This window comes from Stenotrophomonas sp. 05N423 (assembly GCF_056397145.1).
On record NZ_JBFTMV010000002.1, the window covers coordinates 65,098 to 78,702 of the forward strand.

General features: G+C 69.4%; 13 protein-coding genes. 4 read left to right on the plus strand and 9 right to left on the minus strand.

The window, feature by feature from the left end; all coding sequences use genetic code 11:
• Positions 1-96 precede the first annotated feature (96 nt).
• Together AC1DGW_RS04175 and AC1DGW_RS04180 are read left to right on the plus strand one after the other, a co-directional pair.
• Positions 97-900 (plus strand): CoA pyrophosphatase, encoded by an 804-nt coding sequence (locus tag AC1DGW_RS04175; protein WP_478019747.1) that lies wholly within the window; start codon positions 97-99, stop codon positions 898-900.
• Positions 897-1,799 (plus strand): sulfurtransferase, encoded by a 903-nt coding sequence (locus tag AC1DGW_RS04180; RefSeq protein ID WP_478019750.1) that lies wholly within the window; start codon positions 897-899, stop codon positions 1,797-1,799. The genes AC1DGW_RS04175 and AC1DGW_RS04180 overlap by 4 nt, the downstream gene beginning before the upstream one ends.
• 30 nt (positions 1,800-1,829) lie before the next feature.
• Here the strand turns inward: AC1DGW_RS04180 and AC1DGW_RS04185 are convergent, their stop codons facing one another.
• The gene (locus tag AC1DGW_RS04185; RefSeq protein WP_478019752.1) at positions 1,830-2,399 is read right to left on the minus strand and encodes an N-acetylmuramoyl-L-alanine amidase; all 570 of its coding nucleotides are present in this window, start codon (positions 2,397-2,399) and stop codon (positions 1,830-1,832) included.
• Between the two features lie 50 nt (positions 2,400-2,449).
• On the opposite strand from AC1DGW_RS04185, the gene AC1DGW_RS04190 reads away from it, so the two are divergent.
• Both AC1DGW_RS04190 and rlmKL read left to right on the plus strand, forming a co-directional pair.
• Positions 2,450-2,977 (plus strand): hypothetical protein, encoded by a 528-nt coding sequence (locus AC1DGW_RS04190; RefSeq protein WP_478019754.1) that lies wholly within the window; start codon positions 2,450-2,452, stop codon positions 2,975-2,977.
• Between the two features lie 114 nt (positions 2,978-3,091).
• Positions 3,092-5,233, plus strand: a complete 2,142-nt coding sequence (rlmKL, locus tag AC1DGW_RS04195) for a bifunctional 23S rRNA (guanine(2069)-N(7))-methyltransferase RlmK/23S rRNA (guanine(2445)-N(2))-methyltransferase RlmL (protein ID WP_478019756.1) — start codon at positions 3,092-3,094, stop codon at positions 5,231-5,233.
• Between the two features lie 148 nt (positions 5,234-5,381).
• Here the strand turns inward: rlmKL and rnfB are convergent, their stop codons facing one another.
• The 8 genes from rnfB to AC1DGW_RS04235 form a co-directional block, all read right to left on the minus strand.
• Positions 5,382-5,804, minus strand: coding sequence for an Rnf electron transport complex subunit RnfB (gene rnfB, locus AC1DGW_RS04200; RefSeq protein ID WP_478019758.1), 423 nt, complete (start codon positions 5,802-5,804; stop codon positions 5,382-5,384).
• Between the two features lie 29 nt (positions 5,805-5,833).
• On the minus strand, positions 5,834-6,424 hold the full coding sequence (locus AC1DGW_RS04205) for an HAD family hydrolase (protein ID WP_478019760.1): 591 nt from the start codon (positions 6,422-6,424) through the stop codon (positions 5,834-5,836).
• A gap of 133 nt (positions 6,425-6,557) precedes the next feature.
• Complete coding sequence (gene metG, locus AC1DGW_RS04210; protein WP_478019762.1) at positions 6,558-8,636, minus strand: methionine--tRNA ligase; 2,079 nt, start codon at positions 8,634-8,636, stop codon at positions 6,558-6,560.
• Between the two features lie 130 nt (positions 8,637-8,766).
• Positions 8,767-9,213, minus strand: a complete 447-nt coding sequence (locus AC1DGW_RS04215) for a DUF2147 domain-containing protein (protein WP_478019764.1) — start codon at positions 9,211-9,213, stop codon at positions 8,767-8,769.
• A 186-nt stretch (positions 9,214-9,399) separates the two neighbouring features.
• Entirely contained in the window at positions 9,400-9,795 is a 396-nt protein-coding gene (gene gloA2 / locus AC1DGW_RS04220) for an SMU1112c/YaeR family gloxylase I-like metalloprotein (RefSeq protein ID WP_478019766.1), read from the minus strand.
• Positions 9,795-10,844, minus strand: coding sequence for a serine hydrolase domain-containing protein (locus AC1DGW_RS04225; protein ID WP_478019769.1), 1,050 nt, complete (start codon positions 10,842-10,844; stop codon positions 9,795-9,797). Before AC1DGW_RS04225 ends, gloA2 begins: the two co-directional genes overlap by 1 nt.
• Positions 10,845-10,875: 31 nt before the next feature.
• Positions 10,876-12,786: a DUF885 domain-containing protein gene (locus tag AC1DGW_RS04230; protein ID WP_478019772.1), complete on the minus strand. Its 1,911-nt coding sequence runs from the start codon at positions 12,784-12,786 to the stop codon at positions 10,876-10,878.
• Between the two features lie 138 nt (positions 12,787-12,924).
• Positions 12,925-13,602 (minus strand): DUF502 domain-containing protein, encoded by a 678-nt coding sequence (locus AC1DGW_RS04235; protein WP_478019775.1) that lies wholly within the window; start codon positions 13,600-13,602, stop codon positions 12,925-12,927.
• Positions 13,603-13,605 lie beyond the last annotated feature (3 nt).

Below are 13,605 nucleotides of genomic sequence, written 5' to 3' on the forward strand. Positions count from 1 at the left end.
TCGTTTGTGCGGCCGGCCGTTCCATGGCGACAGGCCCGTCCATGCGGCGCCATCGCGTCGGGGACGATTGCAGTAGGCTTGGGAGTGTCGTGACCGATGGATGCCGTACGCCGTGCCATTTCCAGTCCCTGCATCGGAATCTGCTCGCTGGATGGCGCCGGCCGCTGCCGCGGCTGCCTGCGCACGGGCGACGAGATCGCCGGCTGGATGCGCATGAGCGAGCAGCACCGCCAGCACCTGATGCGGGACGTGTTGCCGGCGCGCGCGCTGGAAGCCGGCTCGCTGGCCGCCGCGCTGCCGGGCCATGAGCGCCTGCTGCGCGCGTTGAATCCGCTGGCCACCGCGCCTACCGACAAGGGCTGGAACTACAGCGAACTGGCTGACCTGCTGCCGCCCGGCCCGCCGGCCGAGGCGGCGGTGCTGGCCGGGCTGGTGCCGCGCCCGCAGGGCGTGCAGGTGCTGCTTACCCGCCGCACCGAGACGCTGCGCAACCATGGCGGCCAGGTCGGCTTTCCCGGCGGGCGCATCGAGCCGGGCGACCGCAACCCGGTGGCGGCGGCGCTGCGCGAGAGTGGCGAGGAGATCGCGCTGCCGCATGAGCGGGTGCAGGCGCTGGGTTATCTCGATCCGTTCGTCACCATTTCCAGCTTCCGCGTCACGCCGGTGGTGGCGGTGATCGACCCGGCGTTCGTGCCGGTGCCGGAGCCGTCGGAAGTGGCCGAAGTGTTCGAGGTGCCGCTGGATTTCCTGATGGATCCGGACAACCTGCGCCAGGTCGAGATCGACCACCGCGGCCGCGTCCGCCACGTACTCGAATACACCTGGCCGGGCCAGCGCATCTGGGGCGCGACCGCGGCCATCCTCTACAACCTGCGTCGCCGACTGGAGCAGACCCCATGAATGCCATCGACCCGCCGTGGACCACGCTGGTGGACGCGGCCTCGCTTGCCGCAGTCCTTGCCTCCACATCGCCGCGCCTGGTCGATGCGCGCGCCACCGCCAGCACCGCCACGCGGCTGGTGGACGCGCGCTTCTCGCTGGCCGATCCACAGTCCGGCGCGGCACAGTACGCGGCGGGGCATCTGCCCGGCGCGGTGTACGCCGATCTCAACCGCGATCTTTCCGACCTGTCGCGGCAGGGCCACGGCCGTCATCCGCTGCCGGACAGCGATGCCTTCGCCGCCACGCTGGGGCGCTGGGGCATCGGCCCGGACACGCAGGTGGTGGTCTACGACGCCGGCGATGGCAGCATGGCGGCGGCGCGGCTGTGGTGGCTGCTGCGGCTGATCGGCCACCGCAAGGTCGCGGTGCTCGATGGCGGGCTGGTGGCATGGCAGGCCGCCGGGCAGCCGCTGGTGGCCGATGAGACGCAGGTGCCGCCGCTGCCGCCGTATCCGGGGCGCTTCGATCTGGACCAGGTCGCCAGTGCCGACGAAATCGCCGCGCGCCTGGCGCAGGCGCCGGGCTGGCTGATCGACGCGCGCGCCGGCGAGCGCTATCGCGGGGAGGTCGAGCCGCTGGACCGCGTTGCCGGCCATGTGCCCGGTGCGCTCAACCGCCCGTTCGCGCTCAACCTGCGCGATGGCCGGTTCCGACCCGCCGCGGAGCTGCGTGCCGAACTGGAACCGCTGCTGGGTGCGCGTGCGCCGGGCGAGGCAGTGATGATGTGCGGCTCCGGCGTCACCGCCTGCCATCTGCTGCTGGCTTTCGAGATCGCCGGCCTGCCTGGCGCGCGGGTATTCGCCGATTCGTGGAGCGGCTGGTCGTCCGATCCCTCGCGCCCGGTGGAGCGGTCGTAGCCGCAGCCGCAGGAGCAGTTGACGCCGCCGCTACGGGTGCTCCGGCAGGCGTTGCAGCGGGATGGCGGCCAGCACGTCGTCCCACGGGAACCGAGGCCCCGGATCACGCTTGCGCGGCACCTTGAGCGATGGGGCGTCGCTGGCCGCCACCTGTTCGGTATCCAGGTCCTCGTGGCCGGCGACCCAGCGCAGTGCCGGCAGGCGCTGCGGCAGCCAGCGCAGCAGCGCGACCAGCGCGGCGATCTGCGCCTGCGGATACGGCTCATCCATCGCCTGGTGGCGGGAATCCAGCCAGTCGGGATAGCGGCCGGTGTTGACCAGTTCGATGCCGAGCGCGCGCGGGTTGATGCCGCGTACGTGGTGGGCGCTGCGCTCGGGCGCGACGTACTGGTGGATGCTGCCGTCGCGATCGATGTAGTAGTGGCCGCTGTTGCCGGTGCCGCTGTCGTAGAGCACGCGCTCGCCGTATTCGCGCGCCATCGCCAGGTCCGGCAGCTCGGTGCAGTGGATCACCACCAGGTCGATCGCCACCGGCTCGCGCAGCGGCAGCAGCGGCTCGTAGGGCAGGGGCTCGAGGTGGATGGCGGGCATCGCGTGCATCGGCGGATGCTAGCATTGCCGCCCCGTTCCGCTTCGTTTCACGGTGTCCGATGAGCCGCGGCCATTGCATTCTTTCCCACGGTTTCGAGAGCGGTCCCGAGGCGACCAAGGTCACCGCGCTGGCCGACGTGGCGCAGCGCCTGGGCTGGACCCATGAGCGCCCGGACTACACCGATCTGGATGCCCGTCGCGACATCAGCGAGGTGGGCGACGTGCCCGGGCGCCTGCAACGCCTGATCCGCCTGGCCGGCGAGGCCGCCGCGCGCGGCCCGGTGGTGCTGGCCGGTTCCAGCCTGGGTGCCTATATCTCTGCCATCGCCTCGCTGCACGTACCGGTGCGCGGGCTGTTCCTGATGGTGCCGCCAACGAAGATGGGACCGATGCCGGCGCTGGACGCGGCGCCGGTGCCGACCAGCGTGGTCCATGCCTGGCGCGACGAGCTGATTCCGCCCGCCGCGGTCATCGACTGGGCGCAGGCCCGCGCCGCGCGCCTGCTGCTGGTCGACGACGGCCATCGACTGGAGAACCATGTCCAGGCCTCGACGCGGGAATTCGAGGCCCTGCTGCAGACACTGTAGGGCGGGGCAACGCCACGCGGGGGGCTGCATCGGCAATGTCCGCCGGGCACGGCAGGGCCGGCCACGTACAATACGCGCCCCGGCATCGCGCCCGCCTTCTGTGATCGTCACCCCGTGAAATTCTTCGTTTCCTGCGCCAAGGGCCTGGAGTACCTCCTGGCCGACGAACTGCTGGCGCTGGGCCTGTCCAGGGCCACCGCCACCATCGCCGGGGTCAATGCCGAAGGAGAACTGCGCGACGCGCAGCGCGTGGTGCTGTGGTCGCGCCTGGCCAGCCGCGTGCTGTGGCCGCTGACCGAATTCGACTGTCCCGACGAGACCGCGCTGTACCACGGCGTGCTGGCGATGCCGTGGGAAGACCATCTCGATGCCGAGCTGACGCTGGCGGTCGATGCGCATGTCTCTGGTACCGCCATCACCCACGCGCGCTTCGCGGCGCAGCGGATCAAGGATGCGGTGGTGGACCGCCTGCGCGGGGAAGGCCTGGAGCGGCCGTCGGTGAACGTCGAGTTGCCGGATGTGCGCATCAACCTGTCGCTGCGCAAGGGGCGAGCCACGATCTCCATCGACCTCGGTGGCGGTTCGCTGCACAAGCGTGGCTGGCGGCTGGCGCAGAACGACGCGCCGCTGAAGGAAAACCTCGCGGCCGCGGTGCTGCTGCGCGCCGGCTGGCCGAAGATCCATGCCGAAGGTGGTGGCCTGCTCGACCCGATGTGCGGCGGCGGCACCCTGTTGATCGAAGGCGCGCTGATGGCGGCCGACGTGGCCCCCGGCCTGCAGCGCCATGGCAGCCTTCCGCCCAGCCGCTGGCGCGGCTTCGACCAGGTGCAGTGGCGCGAACTGACCGCCGAAGCGCGCGAGCGCGAGCGCATCGGCCGCGCCGCGCTGAAACAGGTCATCCACGGCAGCGACCTCGACCCGCAGGCGATCCGCGCGGCAAAACAGAACGCGGAGGAGGCCGGCGTCGGCGAAGCGATCTGGTTCGGCGTGCGCGACGTGGCCGATGTGCAGGTGCCGCCGCAGGAAACCGGCTGCGTGGTCTGCAATCCGCCCTACGACGAACGCCTGGCCGCCGACGCCGCGCTGTACCGTCGTCTCGGCGACGCGCTCAAGCAGGCGGTGCCGCAATGGCGCGCCAGCCTGCTGTGCGGCAATGCCGAACTGGCCTTCGCTACCGGCCTGCGCGCGCGCAGGACCTACCAGCTGTTCAACGGCGCCATCGAGTGCACGCTGATCGTCTGCGATCCCATCGCGGTGGCCGGTCGCGCGGACGATGGCCGGCCGCGCGAGCTCAGCGAGGGCGCGCAGATGGTGGCCAACCGCCTGCGCAAGAACCTGAAGAAGTTCAAGAGCTGGCGTGCGCGGGAGAACGTGAGCTGCTTCCGCGCCTACGATGCCGATCTGCCGGAGTACGCGGCGGCCATCGACGTCTACCAGGAGGACGGCGGCAAGCGCCGCACTTTCCTGCACGTGCAGGAATATGCCGCGCCGGCCGCCATTCCCGATGCCGACGTGCGCCGCCGCCGCAACGAACTGCTGGCCGCCGCGCGCGAGGTGTTCGAGGTACCGGCCGAGCAGGTGGCGCTGAAATCGCGCGAGCGTGGCAAGGGCGGCAGCAAGTATGGCCGCTTCGAACAGCGCGGCGAGTTCATCCTGGTGCGCGAGAACGAAGCGCTGCTGCGGGTGAATCTGTTCGATTACCTGGACACCGGCCTGTTCCTGGACCACCGCCCGCTGCGCCGGCACATGGCCGAACAGGCGCGCGGCAAGCGTTTCCTCAACCTGTTCTGCTACACCGGCGTGGCCAGCGTGGAAGCAGCGGTGGCCGGCGCGGCCTCGACCACCAGCGTCGATCTGTCCGGCACCTACCTGCAGTGGTGCGCCGACAACCTGGCCCTGAACGGCATGGGCGGCAGCCGCCACCAGCTGGTGCAGGCCGATGCGATCCAGTGGCTGGAGGCCGAACGGGGTCAGTTCGATGTGATCTTCTGCGACCCGCCGACCTTCTCCAATTCCGCGCGCGCCGAGGACTTCGACGTGCAGCGCGAGCAGCTGCGCCTGCTGCGCGCGGCGGTGGCGCGGCTGGCGCCGGGCGGGGTGCTGTATTTCTCCAACAACTTCCGCCGCTTCAAGCTGGAAGAAAACGCGATCGCCGAGTTCGCACGCTGCCGCGAGATCAGCGCCAAGACCATCGGTCCGGATTTCGAACGCAATGCGCGCATCCACCGCGCGTGGGAGCTGCAGCGGCTGCCTTAAGCGCGGCACGGGCCGTAGGAGCGCACTTGTAGGAGCGCACTTCAGTGCGCGAAGGGGCCTTCCCGGTAAAGCCCCTTCGCGCACTGAAGTGCGCTCCTGCCAGCATGCAGGGAGCCACGCCGCGCGCCAGCGCCCGCCGCCGGCGCTTCTAGGGATGCGTCGGCTCCAGCACGATGCAGTCCACCGGGCAGGGCGGGATGCACAGCTCGCAGCCGGTGCACAGGTCGGCCAGCACGGTGTGCATGTACTTCGCGCCGCCGACGATGGCGTCCACCGGGCAGGCCTGGATGCACTTGGTGCAGCCGATGCAGTCGGCCTCGATGATGACCGCCACCTGCGCCGGCTTGTGCTCGCCGCGACTGCGGTCGAAGGGCCGCGCCGGCACGTCGAGGATGCGTGCCAGCGTGCGCGCGCCAGCATCGCCGCCGGGCGGGCAATGGTCGATGCCCGCCTCGCCGCGCGCCATTGCTTCGGCGTACGGGCGGCAGCCCTCGTAGCCGCATTGCCCGCACTGGGTCTGCGGCAGCACCCGGTCCAGGCGTTCGATCAGTTTTTGCCGTGTGTCTTGCATGCGTGGAGTGGAGTACGGTCGCGCGGGAGTCAGGAGACGAGTTTGCCGCGGTACCAGCGCTCGTGCGCCAGCGCCAGCATCGCCTTGTCCTCGCGGCTGTCGCCATAAGCGTGGATGCGCCGGAAGGCACCCAGATCGAACAGCCGGCGGATATGCGCCACCTTGCGCGGGCCGCAATCGCCGTCGGCGTAGCGGCCGGTCAGGCGGTTGTCCTGCACTTCCAGCCGGTTGCAGATCACCTGCAGGCCCCACGCGTCGCACCACGCCTGCAGGTACAGGTCGATGGAGGCCGAGACCACCGCCACGGTATGCCCCTGCGCCTTGTGCCACTGGATCTGCTCCAGCATCTCCGGGCGCATCATGCCCGGCAGGTGCTCGCGGGCGTAGTCGGCGGCCATCTGCGCGATCTCGCCGGCATGGCGGCCGGTGAACACCTGCGCGGTGACCCGGCGGCGGATGCGCTCGGCCGAGATCAGCTTCAGGCGGAAGGCCAGCAGCCACGGCCCGACCCGCCACCAGGCCTGCGCGCGCTGCTCGGGCGTGGCCACGCGCCGCAGGAAGCGGCTGTAGGTATCGCAGACAGTGATGGTGTGGTCGAAATCGAACAGCGCCAGTTCCATTGTTCCAGTGCCGATATAGGGCCCCCTCAGGTGAAGGGGGCGGCCGCGAAGCGGCGGGGGAATGGCGGGCGGGGAGCGGGGGCCATGGTCTGCGTGGGCAGGCCATGGGGCATCAGCCGCATGGCGGCTGGTGTCAGCGGACCGGCATGCCCGGCTGCGCGCCGCTGTCGGCGTCGAGCAGGGCCAGCGCGCCGCCATCGAAGCCGGCCGAAAGGATCATGCCTTCGCTCAGGCCGAAGCGCATCTTGCGCGGCGCCAGGTTGGCGATGAACACCACGCTGCGGCCGACCAGCTTTTCCGGCTCGCCGTAGCTGCCGCGGATGCCGGAGAAGATCTGGCGCTGGCCGAGGTCGCCGGCATCGAGCAGGAAACGCAGCAGCTTGTCCGAGCCTTCGACGAAGCCGCATTCGAGCACCTTGCCGATGCGCAGGTCGAGCCTGGCGAAATCGTCGATGCCGATGTACGCGGGCGCTTCCCCTTCGGCCTTGGCCTCCGCCTTCGCTTCGACCTTCGCAGGCTTTTCGGCCTTGGCCGGCTTGGCGTCGGCGGCGGGCGCGGCGGCGAGGGTGTCCTTGGAGGCGTCGGTCATGGCGTCGATCATCTTGGGGTCGATACGGGTGAACAGCGCCACGTAGGTGGCGATGGTGTGGGCGGTGAGCGGCCGGGCGATGTCGTCCCAACCGTGCATCGGCGCATCGAGGAAGCCTTCGGCCTGCTGCGCGGTGGCCGGCAGCACCGGCTTGAGCGCGGCGACCAGCACGCGGAACAGATTCAGGCCCTGGGTGCAGACGGCCTGCAGTTCGGCATCGGCGCCTTCTTGTTTGGCGATCACCCACGGCTTGGTGTCGTCGATGTACTTGTTGGCTTCGTCGGCCAGCGCCATGGTCAGGCGGATCGCGGCGGCCGGGTCGTTGCGCTCGTACGCCTCGCGCACCGGCGCCAGCGCGGCGACGAAGCGGTCGTACTGGGCCGGGTCCGGCAGCGCGTCGGCCAGGCGGCCGTCGAAGCGCTTGCTGATGAACCCGGCGCAGCGGCTGGCGAGGTTGACGAACTTGCCGACCAGATCGGCGTTCACCCGCGCGGTGAAGTCGGCCAGGTTCAGGTCCAGGTCGTCCACGCCGCCGGAGGACTTGGCGGCGAAGTAGTAGCGCAGCGCTTCCGGTGCCAGGCCTACGTCCAGGTAGGTGCGGGCCATGACGAAGGTGCCGCGCGACTTGCTCATCTTGGCGCCATCCACGGTCAGGTAGCCGTTGACGTGCAGTTTCGTCGGCGCGCGCAGGCCGGCGCCGTGCAGCACCGACGGCCAGAACAGGCCATGGAAGTTGACGATGTCCTTGCCGATGAAGTGGTGCAGTTCGGTGTCGCTGCCGGCGGCCAGCACCGCGTCGAAATCGTCGCCGGTCTTCGCGCACAGGTTCCTGAAGCTGGACAGGTAGCCGATCGGCGCGTCCAGCCACACGTAGAAGTACTTGCCCGGCGCGCCGGGAATCTCGAAGCCGAAATAGGGCGCGTCGCGGGAGATGTCCCAGGCGCGCAGGCCACCTTCGGCGTCCAGCCATTCGGCCAGCTTGGCCTTGACGCCCGGCAGGGCGACGTCGCCGGCAAGCCAGTCGCGCAGGAAGTCCTGGAAGCGGCCCACTTCGAAGAAGTAGTGCTCCGAATCGCGGATCTCCGGCGTTGCGCCGGACACCACCGACTTCGGATCGATCAGGTCGGTCGGGCCGTAGGTGGCGCCGCAGACCTCGCAGTTGTCGCCGTACTGGTCGGGCGACTTGCACTTCGGGCAGGTGCCCTTGATGTAGCGGTCGGGCAGGAACATGCCCTTGGCCGGGTCGTAGAACTGCGCCACCGAGCGGCGGCTGATGTGGCCGGCGGCGTCGAGCCTGTTGTACAGCGCTTCGGTCAGTTCGCGGTTGGCGGCCGAGTTGGTCGAGTCGTAATGGTCGAAATCCACGCCGAAGGCAGCGAAGTCGCGCTCATGGCTGGCCTGGATGTTGGCGATGAAGGTTTCAGGGGACACCCCGGCCTTCTCGGCGGCCAGCATGATCGGCGTGCCATGGGTGTCGTCGGCGCAGACGTACCAGACCTTGCCGCCCATCAGCCGGCGCGCGCGTACCCAGATGTCGGCCTGGATATAGCCGACCAGGTGGCCCAGGTGCAGCGGGCCGTTGGCGTAGGGCAGGGCGTTGGTGACGAGCGCGGTACGGGTCATGGCCGTTGGGGAGAACAGGGGGACCGCGGATTATCGCATGCCGCGCCGCGGCGGCCGGAATACCGCCCGCCGGATAGGCGAAACCCGGCCTTGGCCGGGTTTTGCGGGAGCAACAGGTGGAAAGCGTGTCTTACATGCGTTCCCAGGTCTGCGACTTGCAGATGAACATGATGCAGCCGGAAACCTGCAGCTTGGCACCGCCCTCGATCAGCTCCATCTTCGACTTGTAGACCTTGCCCTCGTCGGGCTTGAGGATGTTGCCGCCGCTCCACTTGCCGGCGCCGTCGGCGCGCATGTCGCGGATGATCTCCATGCCGGTGATCGGCTTGTCCTTGCGGTCGTCGCTGCACTTGTCGCAGGTCGGATTGGGACGGCTGGGGTTGAGCAGTTCGACGATGCGGCCGTGCAGGCTGCCATTGCTGGCGCGGCTGATCTCGACGATGGACTTGGCGCGGTGGGTATCCGGGTCGATCTGGCGCCAGCGGCCTTCGGCGCTGGTGTTGTCGGCCTGCGCGGCGGTGATGCCGGCCATGGCCAGCGGCAGGGCCAGCAACAGGGTCTTGAAGGTCTTGCGCATGTGTCCCCTCCCAGGGCGGGTGTTCGGTGGCCGGCAGAGCCGGGTTGCAGCCGAATGTAGCTCCATTCGTGGAGGTACGGAAGGGTGGGGGGAGTCAGGAGCGAGTGGAGAGGAGCGAGAAGCGCATGGCGGCCAAAGCAACGGCATCGCGGGTTTCCGTTTTCCCCCCGTCCCGCCCTTCTTCACTCACTCCTGGCTCTCATACAGCTCCAGCGGCAGGTCGTCCGGATCGGCGAAGAAGGTGAAGCGGCGACCGGTGTATTCGTCCACGCGCACCGGTTCGCAGGCCACGCCCTCGGCCTGCAGGTGGGCCACGACCGCGTCCAGTGCGGCGACGCGGAAGGCGAGATGGCGCAGGCCGCGCGCTTCCGGGCGGCTGGGTCGCGGCGGCGGTGCGGGGAAGGAGAACAGTTCCAGCTGGCCGCCGTCGGGCAGGCGCAGGTCCAGCTTCCACGACTGGCGCTCGGCGCGGAAATGCTCGGCGACCACCTCCAGCCCGAGGATGCGCGTGTAGAAATCGCGCGAGCGCGCGTAGTCGGAGGCGATCAGCGCGACATGGTGGATGCCGTGCAGCAGCTTCATCATTTCGTTTCCTGCCAGCGCCGGGCGATCTCCAGGGCCAGCGGGTACGGTTCCGGATCGTTGCGGTTGGTCAGCACGATCACCGTCAGCTTCTGCTTCGGGTAGCGCAGGATCACGTTGCGGAAGCCGATGCTCTCGCCGCTGTGCCACAGCGCGTCGCCGTTGATGCGCCAGCCGAAGCCGTAATACGGCACGTCCGGTTCCGGCGTTTTCGTCGCCGGGCTGAAGGCAAGCCGCAGCGAATCGCGGCGCAGCAGGCGTTCGTCGTACAGCGCGGCGTCCCAGCGGGCGAGGTCGTCGATGGAGGAATAGATGCCGCCGTCGCCGAGCACGGCGCTGGTGGTGCTCTGGTCGGTGCGCTGCCAGCGGCCGTCGATCTCGCTGTAGCCGTAGGCGCGGGTGGGCACTTCGTCCACGCCGTCCTGGTGGGCGAAGGTGGCGTCCATGCCCAGCGGCAGGAAGATGCGCTGGCGCAGGAAGCTGGCGAAGTCGCTGCCCGAGGCCTTGCCGACGACCAGCGCCAGCAGCGCGTAGCCGCTGTTGCTGTAGCGGTAGTCGCTGCCCGGCGCGAAGTTGGTGCGGTTCTCCTTCTCCAGCAGGTGCAGTACGTCGATGTCGTGCACCTGGCGGGTGTCGGCCGGATCCATGAGGTCTTCGTAATCGAGCAGGCCGCTGGTGTGGCTGAGCAGGTGGCGCAGGGTCATCGCGTCGGCCACCGCCGGCAGGCTGGGCAGCCATTTCTTCAGCGGGTCGTCGATGGACAGCTTGCCGTCCTCGGCCAGCAGCAGGATGGCGGCGGCGGTGAACTGCTTGCTCACCGAGGCCAGGCGGAAGTTGGTCGCCGGCGAGACCGGCGTGCCGTCCTCGACCACCGCCAGCCCGTAGCCGCGCCGGAACACCGGCTGCCCGTCCTTGAGCACCAGCACCGCGGCACCGGGCACGCGGCCGTCATAGCGCTGCATCAGGCCGTCGATGCCGGCATCGGGTGGCGCGGCAGCGGCGGCTGCCGTGGAGAACGCGAACAGGCACAGCGGGGCGAGTCGGGACATCCACGGCAACATGGCGGCTCCTTGGGCGGGGTCAGTTGTTCTTGCTGGCGATCCAGCGGTCGATCTTGGCTTCCAGAATATCCAACGGCATCGAGCCGTCCTTCAAGACCTCTTTGTGGAACTCGCGCGGATCGAAGCGTTGGCCCAGCGCGGCCTGCGCCTTCTCGCGCAGGCGCCGGATCTTGATCTCGCCCACGCGGTAGGCCAGGGTCTGCCCGGGCAGGGCCATGAAGCGTTCGACTTCGGCGGCGGCGTCGGCGGCGCTGAGGTCGGCGTTCTTCACCATGTAGTCGATCGCCTGCTGGCGGCTCCAGCCGGCCGCGTGCAGGCCGGTGTCGGCGACCAGGCGCACGGTGCGCAGCAGGGTGGTCTGCAGGTAGCCGAGGCGGTCGTAGGGATCGCGGTAGATGCCCATTTCATCGCCCAGCGATTCCGCGTACAGGCCCCAGCCCTCGACGAAGGCGACGTCGCCGCCGAGCCGGCGGAAGCGCGGCAGGGTGGAGAGTTCCTGCTGCAGGCCCAACTGCAGGTGGTGGCCGGGGATGCCTTCGTGCAGGTACTGCATCGGCACTGCCCAGCGCTTGCGCGAGGGCAGGTCGCGGGTGTTGACCTGCAGCACGCCGGGCTGGCTGCCGTCGGCCGAGGACGGCGGCTGGTAACTGGCGGCGCTGGCGGTCAGCGCATGTTCGGCCGGCACCGGCTGGATCGCCAGCGCCGCCTTGGGACGGGTGCCGAACAGCGCCGGCAGTGCCGCATCCACCTGCTGGCCGACCTCACGGTAGCGCGCAAGCAATGCGCTCTCGTCGCGGAAGGTGAACTGGCGGTCACTGCGCATGGCGGCGAAGGTCTTCTGCGCCGACCCGCGGATCTTCGCTTCCTTCATCACCCCGGCGATGCGCTCCTGCAGGTCCTTGACCTCCTGCTCGCCGAGTTCGTGGATTTCCGCCGGCGTGCGCGAGGAGTTGGTCAGGCTGGCGATGGTGTGTGCGTACCAGGCCTGCCCGTTGGGCAGGGCGCCCAGGCCATCGGTGACGCGCGCGGCAGGCAGGTACTGGGTGGCGATGAAACCGCGCAGCGCACGGTAGGCCGGCAGCAGCCGGTACTCGATCATGCGCTTGTACTCGGCGGTCAGCCGTTCCCGGTCCTCGGCGGAGAAGTCTTCCGGCATGTTGCGGACCGGCGCCCAGAAAATGCTCTCCTCGGCGCTGGGCTTGATCACCGCGTCCAGCTGCGGCAGCACCTTCTCCATCAGCGCGCGCGGCTGCACCACACCGGCGGCCATGCCTTCGCGCATGTTGGCGATGGCCTGGTCGAACAGCGCCGGTACGGCCAGCGAGCGGCGCGACCAGTTCTCGTAGTCCTTCACCGTGCGGAACGGCTGCGCGCCGGCGCCGGAGCCGAGCACCGCGATGATGCTGGCCAGGTTGTTGTAGGGGTTGATCGGCAGCATCCACGACGGGTACTGCTCGGCGGCCAGCGAGATGTGCGCGTCGCGCACGAAGATTTCGTAGCTGAGCAGGTCCTGGCCCTGCAGGCCCTCCTTGCCCACCGCCTCGGCCTTGCCCTGCCATTCGACCATGAAGTCGTGCGCCTGCTGGCGCGAGGCCGGCGACAGGAAATTGGGCAGCTGGTCGTTGAAGCGCGGATCGCCCTGGAAGGTGGCCTGCAGCGGATTCAGCCGCATCGAGGCGTCCCAGTATTCATCGTAGATCCGGTTCAGGCGGCTGGCGTTGTCCTGCGTGATGGGCAGCGGTGCGCGGGCCGGGCGGGTGGCCGGCCGCGCCGCGGGCCTGCCGCTGCGCGCCTTGGGTTTGGCGGTGCGGGATTGCGTCGCGGTCGGGCGCTGGCTCTTCTTCTTCGCGGCCTCGGCGGGCGCCGCAGCGGAGAACGTCAGAAGGGTCGCTATGGCAAGCGCGAGAAAGCGAAGCGGGCTGGAGGACATCGGTGATTCCGGAAACGCACAAGCCCGGGAGCTTGCCCGATATTGCCGGATACGGCCAGACAGCGCGGCGCCGTGGAACGGCGCCGTACAGCCATGGTCGATGCCATGGCTGCGGCGGAGCGTTGCGTCGCCGGGGTTTCAGCGCTCGCCGGCGCGGGTGAACGGCACGCTTTCCGGGGCGACCGCGCCGCCGGAGATGATGAAGCTCATGGCCTGGTCCACGGTCCAGTCGGTGGGCGTAAGCAGTTCCACCGGCACGATTTCCAGGTAGCCGGACGTCGGATTGGGCGTAGTCGGCACATACACCGCGGCCAGCTCGCGGCCGGTGCCGTGTTCGCGGATGACGCGAGTCACCAGGCCCACCGACTTCATGTCGCGGTGCGGGAAGTCGATCAGCACCACGCGCTGGGTGCTGCCCGGCTGGGTCTGCAGGATGTCCAGCAGCTTCTTGGCGCTGTCGTAGATGACGCTGGCCAGCGGGATGCGCCGGATCACCGCGCCGAACCAGCGCAGCAGGCGCTGTCCGATCACGCGGCGGCTGAGCGCGCCGACCATCAGGATCACCAGCAGCGTGGCGAGCAGGGCGAACACGTCCTGCATCCATTCCACCCGCACCCAGCCCAGGTAATGGGGAAAGTACGCGGCGATGCGCTCGGACAATGGCACCACCAGCGGACTGCTGATGCCGGACAGGAGCACGAACACGAACTTGATCACCACCCAGGTCAGCCAGATCGGCAGCAGGGTCAGCAATCCGGTCAGGAACAGGCGCTGCAGGGAGGGGCGGTGGGGCGCGGTGGAAGCTTCGGGCGACATGTG